The sequence below is a fragment of the Streptomyces sp. NPDC126499 genome, assembly GCF_040302485.1.
GTDB lineage: Bacteria > Actinomycetota > Actinomycetes > Streptomycetales > Streptomycetaceae > Streptomyces.
In genome coordinates, this window is record NZ_JBEOUO010000011.1 from 212839 (window position 1) to 225270 (window position 12432).

10 protein-coding genes are annotated in these 12432 nt (G+C 74.8%); 2 read left to right on the plus strand and 8 right to left on the minus strand.

From position 1 onward, the window contains the following. The first annotated feature begins 56 nt into the window (after window positions 1–56). Together ABTZ91_RS19010 and ABTZ91_RS19015 are read left to right on the plus strand one after the other, a co-directional pair. Window positions 57–2069: an N-acetylmuramoyl-L-alanine amidase gene (locus tag ABTZ91_RS19010; protein WP_352078317.1), complete on the plus strand. Its 2013-nt coding sequence runs from the start codon at window positions 57–59 to the stop codon at window positions 2067–2069. Between the two features lie 169 nt (window positions 2070–2238). Beyond that, the gene (locus tag ABTZ91_RS19015; RefSeq protein ID WP_352078318.1) at window positions 2239–4437 is read left to right on the plus strand and encodes a terpene synthase family protein; all 2199 of its coding nucleotides are present in this window, start codon (window positions 2239–2241) and stop codon (window positions 4435–4437) included. 106 nt (window positions 4438–4543) lie between these two features. Here the strand turns inward: ABTZ91_RS19015 and ABTZ91_RS19020 are convergent, their stop codons facing one another. The 8 genes from ABTZ91_RS19020 to ABTZ91_RS19055 form a co-directional block, all read right to left on the minus strand. Next, window positions 4544–4909, minus strand: coding sequence for an RNA-binding S4 domain-containing protein (locus tag ABTZ91_RS19020; RefSeq protein ID WP_352078319.1), 366 nt, complete (start codon window positions 4907–4909; stop codon window positions 4544–4546). A 17-nt stretch (window positions 4910–4926) separates the two neighbouring features. Next, window positions 4927–5427 (minus strand): hypothetical protein, encoded by a 501-nt coding sequence (locus ABTZ91_RS19025; RefSeq protein ID WP_345491425.1) that lies wholly within the window; start codon window positions 5425–5427, stop codon window positions 4927–4929. A 569-nt stretch (window positions 5428–5996) separates the two neighbouring features. After that, a complete protein-coding gene (locus ABTZ91_RS19030) occupies window positions 5997–8090 on the minus strand; it encodes an AAA family ATPase (RefSeq protein ID WP_352078320.1) in 2094 nt (697 codons plus the stop codon). 138 nt (window positions 8091–8228) lie between these two features. After that, on the minus strand, window positions 8229–8624 hold the full coding sequence (locus tag ABTZ91_RS19035) for an ACT domain-containing protein (RefSeq protein ID WP_352078321.1): 396 nt from the start codon (window positions 8622–8624) through the stop codon (window positions 8229–8231). 66 nt (window positions 8625–8690) lie between these two features. Next, window positions 8691–8933, minus strand: a complete 243-nt coding sequence (locus ABTZ91_RS19040; protein WP_352078322.1) for a DUF397 domain-containing protein — start codon at window positions 8931–8933, stop codon at window positions 8691–8693. Window positions 8934–9020: 87 nt separating this feature from the next. Then, complete coding sequence (locus tag ABTZ91_RS19045) at window positions 9021–10199, minus strand: thiolase domain-containing protein (RefSeq protein ID WP_352078323.1); 1179 nt, start codon at window positions 10197–10199, stop codon at window positions 9021–9023. Beyond that, window positions 10196–11269: a thiolase domain-containing protein gene (locus ABTZ91_RS19050; RefSeq protein ID WP_352078324.1), complete on the minus strand. Its 1074-nt coding sequence runs from the start codon at window positions 11267–11269 to the stop codon at window positions 10196–10198. The genes ABTZ91_RS19045 and ABTZ91_RS19050 overlap by 4 nt, the downstream gene beginning before the upstream one ends. Further along, the gene (locus ABTZ91_RS19055; protein ID WP_352078325.1) at window positions 11266–12255 is read right to left on the minus strand and encodes an OB-fold domain-containing protein; all 990 of its coding nucleotides are present in this window, start codon (window positions 12253–12255) and stop codon (window positions 11266–11268) included. The genes ABTZ91_RS19050 and ABTZ91_RS19055 overlap by 4 nt, the downstream gene beginning before the upstream one ends. Window positions 12256–12432 lie beyond the last annotated feature (177 nt).

The following is a 12432-nucleotide window of genomic DNA, read 5'->3' on the forward strand; positions in this document are numbered from 1 at the left end:
CCGCTCTCCGGCCGCTCTGACGTGGGAAATCGCCCGGCGCCACGGGTGATTGACGGATGGTCCGTGAGCCGCTACCCCTGGACGGGTTCGGTTCCGCACGCCCCCGCTCCCCCCATCCGCGCCTGGAGGCTGCCTTGCTCCGTTCCACGTCCCTCGGACGGGCCGCGCCCGCCCTGCTGATCCTTCCCCTGCTGTCCGGAGCGCCGTCCGCCACGGCCGAGGGGCCCGAGGCGGGCTCGCTCCAGGCGCAGTTCGCGGCGGCGGCCGAGCGGCACGGTGTCCCGCCGAGCGTGCTGCTCGCCGTGTCGTACCTCCAGTCGCGCTGGGACACCCACGGCGGCGCGCCGAGCGTGACGGGCGGCTACGGCCCGATGCACCTGACGGACGCGGTGACCGCGCTCGCCGAGGCGCCGCACCACTCGGAGGGCGAGGAGGACGCGCGCGGCGACGAGGCGCGCCCTCCGCGCGTGGGGGCCGAGGCGCCGCCGCCCTCGGCGGGTGCGCTGCCGGCGCGGCTGCGGACGCTGGAGCGGGCGGCGGCGCTGTCGGGCCGCTCGGCCGAGGAGCTGCGGACCGGTACGGCGGCGAACATCGACGGCGGTGCGGCGCTGCTCGCCGCCGCGCAGCGCGAGGCGGGGCTGCCGGCGAGCGCGGATCCGGCCGACTGGTACGGGGCGGTGGCGCGCTACTCGGGCGCCGAGGACAGCGGCACGGCGGCGGTGTACGCGGACGAGGTGTTCGACGTGATCCGGGACGGCGAGTCGCGGCGGACGGACAGCGGGCAGCTGGTGACGCTGCCGGCCGATCCGGACGTGGCGCCGGACACGGGTCAGCTGGCCGCGCTGGGGCTTCGGGCGCCGGCGAAGGGACCGGTGGAGTGCCCGCCGGAGGTGGCGTGCGAGTGGATCCCGGCGCCGTACGAGGAGTTCGGGGACGGCGACTACGGCAACCACGACAAGGCGGACCGGCCGCTGTCGCAGTCGGTCGACTACATCGTGATCCACGACACCGAGGCGAGCTGGGACACCACGCTGAAGCTGGTGCAGGACCCGGCGTACGTGTCGTGGCAGTACTCGCTACGGTCCTCGGACGGGCACATCGCGCAGCACGTGCCGCTGAAGGACGTGGGCTGGCACGCGGGCAACTGGTTCGTGAACGCCAAGTCGGTGGGGCTGGAGCACGAGGGTTTCCTGACGTCGCCGGACTCCTGGTACACAGAAGCGATGTACCGGACGTCGGCGCGCCTGGTGCGCTATCTGGCGAAACGGTACGGCATCCCGCTGGACCGGCAGCACGTGCTGGGCCACGACAACGTGCCGGGGACGGTCGCCTCGACCATCAAGGGCATGCACACGGACCCGGGCCCGTACTGGGACTGGGCGCACTACTTCCGGCTGCTGGGCCGGCCGATCACGCCGAGCGCGGGTCCGGACGCCGGGGTGGTGACCATCCGTCCGGACTACGACGCGCACCGGCCGGTGTACACCGGGTGCGCGAAGGCCGGGGAGGCGTGCGCGCCGCACGGGAGCGGTGCGGTGCGCCTGCACACCGCACCGAGCGCCGACGCGCCGCTGGTGAAGGACATCGGTCTGCGGCCGGGTGGGCAGGATTCGACCACCGGGGTCAACGACACGGGCGCGCGCGCCTCGACGGGCCAGAGCTACGCGGTGGCGGAGCGGCGGGGCGACTGGACGGCGATCTGGTACCTCGGGCAGAAGGCGTGGTTCCACAACCCGAAGGAGGAGCCGACGGCGGTGAACGCGCGCGGGCTCGTGCTGACCCCGCGGGAGGGCCTGGCATCCGTGCCGGTGTACGGGCGGGCGTATCCGGAGGCGGCGGCCTATCCGGCGGGGATCCCGGTGCAGTCGGTGTCGCCGCTGCCGTACCGGCTGCTCGCCGGTCAGCGGTACGTGGTGGGTGACCGCACCCCGGGCGAGTACTACTTCGCGCCGGTGTTCGACCCTTCGGGTCACCGGGTCGTCCGCGGCCAGGAGGAGTACTACGAGATCCAGTTCGGCCATCGGGTCGCCTTTGTGAAGGTCGCTGACGTGCGGGTTTCCCAGGACTGAGGGAGGGGCGGCCGAAATCCGCCCTTCCGTGACGAGGCGCCGGCGGACCACCTTCCGACCGGCACCTCGGCTCGCTCATATGACTATTGCGGTGTTCGCGTGCGCGCGGGGGTCGAGGGGTAATGCTCGGCCGGACGACTGCACGCGCTCACCGAAAGGCCTCCCTGGCATGGCTCAGCCCTTCGTTCTGCCGGATTTCTACGTCCCGTATCCGGCGCGGCTCAATCCCCATGTGGAGGCGGCCCGCACGCACACGCGGGACTGGGCACGGGAGATGGGCATGCTGGAGGGTTCCGGCATCTGGGAGGAGGAGGACCTCCAGTCCCACGACTACGCGCTGCTCTGCTCCTACACGCATCCGGACTGCGACGAGGAGGCCCTGTCCCTCGTCACCGACTGGTACACGTGGGTGTTCTTCTTCGACGACCACTTCCTGGAGGTCTTCAAGCGCACCCAGGACCGGGCCGGCGGCAAGGCGTACCTCGACCGGCTGCCGCTCTTCATGCCGGCCGACCCGGCGGCGGGCATGCCGGAGCCGACCAATCCGGTCGAGGCGGGGCTCGCGGACCTGTGGCGACGGACGGTTCCGTCGATGTCGGAGGCCTGGCGGGTGCGCTTCGCCGAGGCGACGGAGCACCTGCTGTACGAGTCGCTGTGGGAGCTCGACAACATCAACGAGGGCCGGATCGCCAACCCGGTCGAGTACATCGAGATGCGCCGCAAGGTGGGCGGCGCGCCCTGGTCGGCGGGGCTCGTCGAATACGCGGCGGGCGCCGAGGTGCCCGAGCGGGTCGCGTACACGCGGCCGTTGCGCGTGCTGCGGGACGCGTTCTCCGACGCGGTCCATCTGCGCAACGACCTCTTCTCGTACCAGCGCGAGGTCGAGGACGAGGGCGAGAACAGCAACGGCGTCCTCGTCCTGGAGAAGTTCCTCGGCTGTACGACGCAGGAGGCGGCCGACGCCGTCAACGACCTGCTGACCTCGCGGCTCCAGCAGTTCGAGAACACCGCGCTGACCGAAGTACCCGCGCTGTGCGTGGAGCACGGGCTCGGCCCGGAGGAGGTCGCGGCCGTCGCCGCCTACACCAAGGGCCTGCAGGACTGGCAGTCCGGCGGCCACGAGTGGCACCTGCGCTCCAGCCGGTACATGAACGACGGTCTGGTGGACGGCCCTTCGTGGAGGCACGGGGTGATCGGCACCTCCGCCCTGGACATCCGGAACCTGTTCGGACGGCCCGCGGCGAGCCGGCTGCGCTCGCTCACCCACGTACCCCACCAGAGGGTGGGACCTTCGCTGCTCCCGGAGTTCGACCTGCCGTACCCGCTGTCGCTCAGCCCGCACCACGAGGAGGTCAGGCGGCTCTCCCTGGACTGGGCGCAGGAGATGGGGCTCCTGGAGGACATCTGGGACCGTCCGATGGCGGAGGGTTTCGACCTGGCGCTGTGCTCGGCGGGGCTCGACCCGGACGCCACCCTGGAGGAACTGGTGCTCAGCGCCGAGTGGCTGACCTGGGGCACCTACGGGGACGACTACTACCCGCTGGTCTTCGGACGGTCGCGCAACCTGCCGGGCGCCAGGGAGCAGACGGAGCGGTTCAAGTCCTGTATGCCGCTGGAGGATCCGGCCGCCGGGGCGGGGCTCGCGGTGAACCCGATGGAGCGCTCCCTCGCCGATCTGTGGGCCCGCACGGCCGGTCCGATGGCCCCCGAGGCGCGCGCCCAGCTGCGGGCCGCGGTCGACGCCATGCTGGACAGCTGGCTGTGGGAGCTGCACAACCAGGCGCAGCACCGGGTGCCCGACCCGGTCGACTACATCGAGATGCGCCGGACCACCTTCGGTTCCGAGCTGACCATGCTGATGTGCCGGCTGCGGCACGCGGAGGCGCTGCCGCCCGAGCTCTACCGCACGGGCACCGTACGGGCCCTGGAGGGCTCCGTGATGGACTACGCGACCCTGCTCAACGACCTCTTCTCGTACCAGAAGGAGGTCGAGGTCGAGGGCGAGGTGCACAACGGCGTGCTGGTGCTGCAGAAGTTCTTCGACTGCGACTACCCGACGGCGGTGGCGATGGTCGACGACCTGATGCGGGGCCGGCTGCGCCAGTACGAGCACGTGAAGCGGAATGAAGTGCCGGTGCTGCTGGGGGACTTGGGGCTCGACGCGGCGGGCCGGGCCGCCTTCGCCACGTATCTGCGGGAGTTGGAGGACTGGCTCGCGGGGATCCTCAACTGGCACCGGGGCGTGCGGCGTTACCGGGCCGAGGACGTCCACACGGGCGCGGGGACGTCCTTGGCGCGGCGGGGGCCGACGGGCCTCGGGACGTCGGCGGCGCGGCTGGCGGCGGCGTACGGCTCGCTCGTGCCGTGACCTCGGGCCCGTGACACGCGGAGGCCGCCCCGTCGGGACGGGGCGGCCTCGCTGTCGTGCGTCGTATGTCGTGTGTCGTGTGCGGGGAGATGCCTTCGGGCGGCTGTCAGGGGCGCAGTCCGCGGAGCTGGTCGAGCTCGCGGCGGTCGCGCTTGGTGGGGCGGCCCGCGCCACGGTCGCGGACACCGGCCACGGCGACCTCCTCGCGCGGCGGCGGGGGCGGGCTGTTGTCCACGTACGCCTCGGCGGCGACGGACGGGCCGACCCGCTTGGTGAGCAGCTGCCGCACCTCGACGATCCGCTGCCGGCCGCCGTGGAAGACACGGACCTCGTCGCCCGGCTTCACGGGCTGTGCGGGCTTGGCCCGCTCCCCGTTGACCTTGACGTGCCCGGCCCGGCAGGCCGCGGCGGCCTGGGAACGGGTCTTGGTGAGCCGGACGGCCCAGATCCAGCTGTCGACGCGCGCGCTCATCGGCCCCCGCCTCCCGGTCAGCCCTGCTGGAACAGCTCGGCGGGCAGCGGCTTGAGCAGCGCGTACAGGTCGTCGGTGATGGGCCGGTCCCAACTGGCGATGGTGACCAGGACGTTGTCGCTGCGGTCGAACTGCACGCAGGAGATCCGGCTCTCGGAGAGTTTGAGGCGGCGCACGATGAGCAGGTTGTCGCCCTGCATCACGGGCACGTCCTCCTTGTCGACGACCTCGACCGGCTCGTCGTTCTCCAGGGCGGCGAGCAGCTGCGCCACCTCGAAGGGGACCTGGCCCTCGGCGAGCTCGCGGGCCGGGGAGCCCTCCGGCAGGTTGCCGATGATCATCGCGGGTCCGCGGCCGCCGAACAGGTCGTAGCGGAGGAACACGCCCTGGCAGCTGCCGTCGGGGGCCGGGAGCAGGCCGGCGCCGAGATTGCCGGGCCAGTCCCCGGGGTCCATGGCCAGGACGTCGAAGTCCGGGCCCGCGGGTGTGGCGGCGCTGCGGCGGCGGAGGAAGGACATACGGCCATGGTACGTGCCCGGGTGCGGGATGCGGCGCGCCGGGGACCCCTGAGGCACGGGGGGGGGTGAGCCGGTCGGCGCGCGGCCGGTACCGGTCGGTGCCGGGCGGTGCGCGGTCGGTGCCTGGGCCGGGCCGGGCCGGTCGGTCGGTGCGGGGCTTGCGGCAGACGGCTGATGGCTGACGGCGGGCGGCTGACGGCGGGCGGGTCCTCCGCCCAGGGGGCGGGCCGGAGCGTACGGGGGCGCGGCGCGGCGCCGAGGGCCGCGAGGGAGCGGGCCGGCTCGTACGCGGCGGGCGGCTGCTCCGGTCGGTCGACGGACCGCTCCGGGAGCCTGCTCGGGTCGGCGCCGCCGGAGGCGGTGACGGGGAGCGCCTGGCCGATCGCGGAGGGCGCACCGTACCGGCGGCCCGGCGAGGGCGGGCGCGGGCCCGGTCGGATGTCTCGCGGGCTTCGGTGACGGCCGGAGGGGCTGCCGGGGGCACCGGGCGAGGTGGGGCGGGGCGCGCGGGTCCAGGCGGCGACCGGCGGCGCCCTCCTCCGTGTGGCCACCGGTGAGCGGCACCGCGATCACGACACCGACGGCGTACCCCGGGGCGGGGGCGCGGGGGCCGGGGTGCCCGCCGGGGCGGTCGGCGCGGGGGACGGCGTCCCGGTCGGCGAGCCGGGCGAGGCGGTCTGGGGACCGCTCCCCTGCCCGAGGCCATGGGGGAGGGCCGGCGCGTCGGGTTCGTCGGCGCGGAGGTGGTGGGCGGCTGTGGCCGATTCGGTGAGCAGGGACGCGTAGCCGAGTTCGAAGAGGACGGCGGCGCGTTCGTCGCGGTCGGGGGGTTCGCGCAGAGCACGGGCAAGGTAGCGGCGGGCGGTGTCGGGTGCCCCGGCCCGCAGGGTCTCCCGCGCGGCGGCACGCAGGTGCCGGACGACCCAGGGGTCGGCGTCCGGGTGGGTCTCCACCAGGTGCCGGGCGGCGGCCGTGGAGCCGAGGCCGGCCTCGATGACGCACCAGGCGGCCTGTCCGTGCAGGGCGACGCGGGTGGCGGCGGGGATGGCGTCGTAGACGGCGGTGGCGATGAGGGGGTGGACGAAGGTGAGGGTGAGGTTGTCGGTCGCGGCGGTGCCGGTCTCGTCCTCCTCGCTCCCGGCCTCGTCACCCCGGCCCTCGGTGAGGACGCCGGCGCCGCGCAGCAGTGCCGCGCCACGGGCGACTTCCTCGTCGCCGAGTCCGGCGACGGCGCCGGCGAGCCGCGGGGAGATCCCGGTGCCGAGGACGGCGCAGGCCCAGGCGAGGCGGACGGTGGCGGTGCCGAGCCGTTCGATCCGGGTGATGAGGCCGCTGCCCTTGACGGCGGTGGCGAGGTCGGCAGTGGGGTCGAGACCCCGGTCGCGGATACGGGCGGCGAGCTGGACGGCCTCGAAGGGGTTGCCGGCGGTGACGGCCCCGTACGCGCGGCAGAAGGCGTCGTCGGCGTGGACGCCGATCCGGTCGCGGACGAGTCGGGCGATGGCGGCGGGACTGAGCGGTTCCAGGGTCAGGGGCGGCCGGCCGGACCGCGCTCCCCTGAACTCGACCAGGGCGGCCGGGAGTTCGTCGGGTCGATAGGCGACGACCAGCAGGACGGGGAGTTCTTCGGCGCGGGGCGAGAGGGCGGAGAGCCAGTCGAGCGACTCCGGGTCGGCGCGGTGGGCGTCGTCGAGCACGACCACGACCGGGGCGCGTCCCGCGACGAGGTGGGTGAGGATCTGGTCGAGCCCGTCGCGCAGGTCCCGCGGGTCGGGCGGTCCGCCCTCGGCGGCGGCGCACAGGCCGAGTACGGGGCCGACGACGTCGTACCGGTCGCCGAGGTGTGTGCGCAGTTCGGTGCGGGAGGCGGTGGAGAGGTGCGGCCGGAGGAGTTGCCGGGCCACGTGGAAGGCGCCCTGTCGCTCCTGGTCGCCGCCGCGCGCCGACAGCACGGTGCAGCCCCTGGCCGCGGCGCGCCGGCGGATCTCGGCGAGGAGGGTGGTCTTCCCGAGCCCGGCGGGCGCGGCGACGGCGAGCACTCCCCCGCGACGGGGGGCGGGCGCGGCTCGCTCGCGACGGGCGGCGGCGACCACCGGACGTGGGGCGGTCTCGCCCACTCCGCGCACCACGCGCAGGGCCGGCGCCCCGGGCGCGCGCGGAGGTCGGACGGGACGCGCGTCGGTGGCGGCGGGAGCGTCGGCCCGGTCCCGGCCGTGCGCCGCCACCGCGTCCTCTCCGCCGCCCTCTCCGCCGCTCCCTCCGCCGCTCTCTCCATGGCCCTCTGCGTCGCCCGAGCCGGACGCCGCCTCCGGGCCGGCACCGAGGCCCCTCCCCTGGCCTGTCAGTCGGTCGCCGAGCGCCACCAGCCGGGCCCCGTACGCGCCCCCGACGGTGTCACCGTCCCCGCCACGGCCCGGGCCGCGCGCGCCGTTCGCGGCGGTGCGCTCCGGCGTCGGCTCGCCGCCGGCCTCCGCCGGGCCCGGGTCGCGCGCGCCGTCCGTGGCCGTGCGCCCCCGGGTCGGCTCGCCGCCGGCCTCCGCCGGCCCCGGGTCGGCGCCCCGGCCCGTCAGGAGGTCCAGGGCCTCCTCGGCCGCCGCGAGTTCGGCCTCGCGCTCGAAGAGACGGAAGCCCTGGCCGGCCGGTCCGCCGACGTGTGCTGCCATGGTCCACCCCACCCCCCACACGAGGGGCGCACGCCCGGCGCACACGGGGTGCGTCCGGGGCGGTCGCCCTGTGAAGTCCCAGCGTACGCCGGGGCGCGCCCTCACGGAGAGGGGTTGTGTGGGTTGTGTGAAGGGGGCTCAGGACCGCCGGGCAAGCGCTTCCAGCACGTCCAGGGCCTCATCGGCGCGGGCGTGTTCGACGAAGAGGTGGTCGTGGTGGTAGCCCGCGACCACGTTGCAGCTCAGACCGGCCTCGGCGAGCGCTCCCGCGACGGCCGCGGTCAGGCCGACGGCGTCGAGTGCCGAGTGGATCCGCAGGGTGATCCAGCCGGCCACGTAGTCGTACGCCAGCGAGGCCGCGTCGGCGTCCTCCTGGCGTACGACCATCGTCAGACCCTCGCGTTCGGCGACGGTCACGACCGGATCGAGGCCCGCCGGGGCGGGGCCCGTCACCGTGGTGAAGACATAGCGGCCCGGGTGGAGTTCCGGCCGCATCCCGGCCAGGAGCCGGGTCAGATCGCGCTCAGGGTGCATGGGCGCCACCCTAGGGTTTCGCTCCGATCTCGCCGGGGCCGCGACACCTCGGGCCCCCGGCCCCGCTCAGGTGAGGTCGAACTCGCCCTCGCGGGCGTTCGCCACGAACGCCCGCCACTCCGCCGGGCCGAAGACGACCGACGGCGCTCCGGGCCTGCGCCCGTTGCGCATCGCGACGAAGCCCTCGACGAAGGCGATCTGGACGTCCCCCACCCCCTGGCTGCCGGGGCGCCAGTCGGCGCCCGCCAGGTCGAGGTCCGGCAGGTCCTGCCCCGGCCGGGCCTGCTGGGGCATGGTGCTGTCCGCCACGTCCGTTCTCCCCTCACGTCGTGCGCGTCACGCTGCGCTGTCCGTCCGGGCCTCAGCGTAGCGACCGGTCCGCGGCACGGACAGACCTCAGCCGGTGGGCGGCCGGTCTCCGACCAGCCACATGGAGAAGAACTGCGCGCCGCCTCCGTACGCGTGTCCGAGCGCCGTGCGCGCCCCCTCCACCTGGTGTTCGCCGGCCTGCCCGCGCACCTGGAGCGCCGCCTCCGCGAAGCGGATCATGCCGGAGGCGCCGATGGGGTTGGTGGACAGCACCCCGCCGGAGGGATTCACGGGCAGGTCGCCGCCGAGCTCGGTGACCCCCGCCTCGGTGAGCTTCCAGCCCTCGCCCTCGTCCGCGAAGCCGAGGTTCTCCAGCCACATCGGCTCGTACCAGGAGAACGGCACGTACATCTCGACCGCGTCGATCTGGCGGCGCGGGTCGGTGATCCCGGCCTGCCGGTAGACGTCGGCGGCGCAGTCGCGACCGGCCCTCGGGGAGACGAAGTCCTTGCCGGCGAAGAGGGTGGGTTCGCTGCGCATCGCGCCGCCGAGCATCCAGGCGGGCGGGCGGGGCGAACGGGCCGCGCCCGCCCGGTCGGTGAGGACCATGGCGCAGGCGCCGTCGGAGGACGGGCAGGTCTCGGAGTAGCGGATCGGGTCCCAGAGCATCGGGGACGCCTGCACCTTCTCCAGGGTGATGTCGTGCTCGTGGAGGTGGGCGTAGGGGTTCTTCAGCGCGTTGCGGCGGTCCTTGTACGCGACGAGGGAACCGATCGTGTCGGGGGCGCCGGTGCGCCGCATGTACGCGCGCACGTGCGGGGCGAAGAAGCCGCCGGCGCCGGCGAGCAGGGGCTGCTGGAACGGCACGGGCAGCGACAGGCCCCACATGGCGTTGGACTCGGACTGCTTCTCGAAGGCGAGGGTGAGGACGGTGCCGTGGACGCGGGCGGCCACCAGGTCGGCGGCCACCAGCGCCGTGGACCCGCCGACCGAGCCGGCGGTGTGGACGCGGAGCATCGGCTTGCCGACGGCGCCGAGGGCGTCGGCGAGGTAGAGCTCCGGCATCATCACGCCCTCGAAGAAGTCGGGGGCCTTGCCGATGACGACGGCGTCGATGTCCGCCCACGTCAGCTCGGCGTCCGCCAGGGCGCGCAGGGCGGCCTCGCGGACGAGGCCGGCGAGCGAGACGTCCCGGCGGGCGGCGACGTGCTTGGTCTGGCCGATGCCGACGACGGCCACGGGCTCCTTGTGCGTTGCTCGGCTCATCGCGGGTCCCCTTCCAGGACGGCGACCAGGTTCTGCTGGAGGCAGGGCCCGGAGGTGGCGTGGGCGAGGGCGCGCTCGGAGGCGCCGCGGTGGATGCGGGCGGCGGCCTCGCCGAGGCGGACGAGGCCCGCGGCCATCATCGGGTTGGCGGCGAGCGCGCCGCCGGAGGGGTTGACGCGGACGTGGTCGCCGAGGCCGAGCGCCCTGCGCAGCACGACCTCCTGGGCGGTGAAGGGCGCGTGGAGTTCGGCGGTGTCGACGGGCCGGCCGGCGGACGCGTCGAAGGCTCCGGCCCGCTCGGCGGCGAGGCGGGTGGAGGGCGAGTCGGTGAGGTCGCGCACGCCGAGGGAGTGGGCCTCCGTGCGATGGTCCATGCCGGTGATCCAGGCGGGCCTGGCGCACAGTGCGCGGGCCCGGTCGCCCGCGGCGAGGATCACGGCGGCGGCGCCGTCGCCGATCGGCGGGCAGTCGCCGGTGCGTAGCGGGGCCACCACGTAGTCGCCCTGGGGGCGGGCGCCGGGCAGCTGGGCGTGCGGGTTGGCGGCGGCGTCCTGGCGGCTGCGGGCGGCGATCGCCGCGAGCGCGGGCTCGTCGGTGTGGCCCGCGTCGATCAGGGCCCGCGCCTGGAGCGCGGCGAGGGCGACGGAGTCGGGCCACAGGGGTGCCAGGTAGTAGGGGTCGAGCTGGCGGGTGAGGACGTCGCGTACGGAGCCGGGCGAGGACTTCCCGTACGCGTAGACGAGCGCCGTGTCGGCCTGGCCGGTCAGGAGCTTCACCCATGCCTCGTACAGCGCCCAGGCGCCGTCCGTCTCCACGTGCGACTCGGAGATGGGCGGCCAGGCGCCGACGCCGTCGAGGGCCATGGTGAAGGAGAAGGGCCGTCCGGCGAGGTAGTCGGAGGATCCCGAGCAGGTGAAGCCGATGTCGGAGGTGGTCAGGCCCGTCCGGCGCAGCACCTCGTGGAGGACCGGCATCAGCATCTCGACCTCGGAGAGCTCGTCGGTGCGCCGGGTGTGGTCGGTCTGGGCGAAGGCGACGATGGCGACGTCCCGGCGGGCGGAGGCGGTCACAGGAGCTCCTTGTACGTGTCGTAGTCGGCGTCCGGCTCTCCGCTGGGGCGGTAGTGGTCGGGGTAGCGCCCGTCCTCGCTCCATACGGGTTCGACCCGCAGGCCCATCCGCACCTGGTCGTGGGGGATGCCGGCGATCCGGCCGTGGAGGGCGAGCGCGGCGCCGTCGAGGGCGATGTGGGCGTAGACGTAGGGGACTTCGATGTCGAGGTTCTTCGCCTTGATGTTGACGACGCAGAAGGTGGTGACGGTGCCGCGGGGCCCGACCTCGACCTGCTCGGTGGTGGCGACGCCGCAGGTGGGGCAGGCGCCGCGGGGCGGGACGTAGACCTTGGCGCAGGAGGGGCAGCGTTCGCCGACGGTGCGGCGTTGGGCGAGGGCGTGGAGGTAGGCGGTCTGGGCGCGGCCGGGGCTGTAGGTGTAGTCGAGGCGGGCGGGGGCGACGATGCCGGTGACGGGGGCGGCGAACCGGCCGTCGTGGGGGCGGGGCGGGCGGCCCGTTTGCTGGTCACTGTCGTACGGCTCGCTCTTATGCGGCTCGCTGTCGTACGGCTCGAAGCAGGCGATGTCCGTGATGGCACCCTGCCGTTCGGCGGCCCAGCGGACCCGCACCCGCATCCCGGTGCGTACGGCCTCGGGTCCGGGTGCGTCGAGGGCGTGCAGCAGGGCGGTGTCGGCGCCGTCGAGGCGGACGAGGACCCAGGCGAAGGGGGTCGGGAGGGGCTGGCCGGGACGGGGTTCGGGATTCCAGGCCCAGGTGGTGACGGTGCCGGTCGGGTCGACCTCGACGAGTTCGCGGAGCTCGGCGGCGGTCTCGGGGTCGTACTCGACGGGCGGGACGAGCACCCGCCCGGCCTCGGTGCGGACCCCGAGGACGGTGCGTTCGCGCAGGCCGGTGAGGAAGGCGGACTGGACGGGGCCGAGGGAGCGGGTGAAGGGGAACTCGACGACGAGGGGGGCGCGGAGGGTTTCCGGGGCGGCGGTCATGGGGGCTCCAGGGGTGGGAGGTTACGGGCGGGCGCCAGCGGGGGCCGGGAGGCGGGGCCCCGGGCCGGCGGGCAGGCCAGCGGGCGGGCGGGCAGCCAAGCTTGGCGGGTAGCCAGGCCGGCGGGCAGCCAGGCCGGCGGGCGGGCCCAGGGCCCCGGCCAGGGCCCCGGCCCGGGG

Bases quoted from the DNA above. Each gene is read 5' to 3' on its own strand.
- ABTZ91_RS19020 (WP_352078319.1), bottom strand. From the start codon at position 4,909: ATGAGCGCGCGCGTCGACAGCTGGATCTGGGCCGTCCGGCTCACCAAG.
- ABTZ91_RS19010 (WP_352078317.1), top strand. From the start codon at position 57: ATGGTCCGTGAGCCGCTACCCCTGGACGGGTTCGGTTCCGCACGCCCC.
- ABTZ91_RS19035 (WP_352078321.1), bottom strand. From the start codon at position 8,624: ATGCACCCTGAGCGCGATCTGACCCGGCTCCTGGCCGGGATGCGGCCG.
- ABTZ91_RS19045 (WP_352078323.1), bottom strand. From the start codon at position 10,199: ATGAGCCGAGCAACGCACAAGGAGCCCGTGGCCGTCGTCGGCATCGGC.
- ABTZ91_RS19055 (WP_352078325.1), bottom strand. From the start codon at position 12,255: ATGACCGCCGCCCCGGAAACCCTCCGCGCCCCCCTCGTCGTCGAGTTC.
- ABTZ91_RS19015 (WP_352078318.1), top strand. From the start codon at position 2,239: ATGGCTCAGCCCTTCGTTCTGCCGGATTTCTACGTCCCGTATCCGGCG.
- ABTZ91_RS19025 (WP_345491425.1), bottom strand. From the start codon at position 5,427: ATGTCCTTCCTCCGCCGCCGCAGCGCCGCCACACCCGCGGGCCCGGAC.
- ABTZ91_RS19030 (WP_352078320.1), bottom strand. From the start codon at position 8,090: ATGGCAGCACACGTCGGCGGACCGGCCGGCCAGGGCTTCCGTCTCTTC.